The sequence below is a fragment of the Vogesella mureinivorans genome, from assembly GCF_007644035.1.
Taxonomy (GTDB): Bacteria; Pseudomonadota; Gammaproteobacteria; order Burkholderiales; family Chromobacteriaceae; genus Vogesella; species Vogesella mureinivorans.
The window spans coordinates 1-264 of sequence record NZ_VMTV02000259.1 but is presented as its reverse complement, the minus strand read 5'-3'; the positions used below and the strand labels follow the sequence as shown (position 1 = coordinate 264).

Genomic DNA, 264 nt, shown 5'->3' with positions numbered 1-264 from the left:
CGCATCGAGGAAGGCCTGCTGCAGGTGCAGGGCGCACTGGCCAGCTTCCCGTGGTCGGTGCAGATGCTTCTGGAGGATTACGACCAGCATCTCGAGGGCAAGAAGCGCCTCAACGAGATCGTGGTCGGCTTCCTCGACACCATCGACGAGCCGGTACCCGAGCCCGTGGTGGTGGCCGATGACGCCGAGGTCGAGGACGAGGAAGAGGAAGAAGTCGCCGAGGACGATGCCGACGCCAGCCCGGCCGACACTGGCCCGGACCCG

The 264-nt window shown here is 66.7% G+C and carries 1 protein-coding gene; it reads left to right on the top strand.

Annotated elements, in window-relative coordinates:
• Window positions 1–264: hypothetical protein (locus FLQ44_RS08170; RefSeq protein WP_439144907.1), on the top strand; the 264-nt coding region annotated here is incomplete at both ends.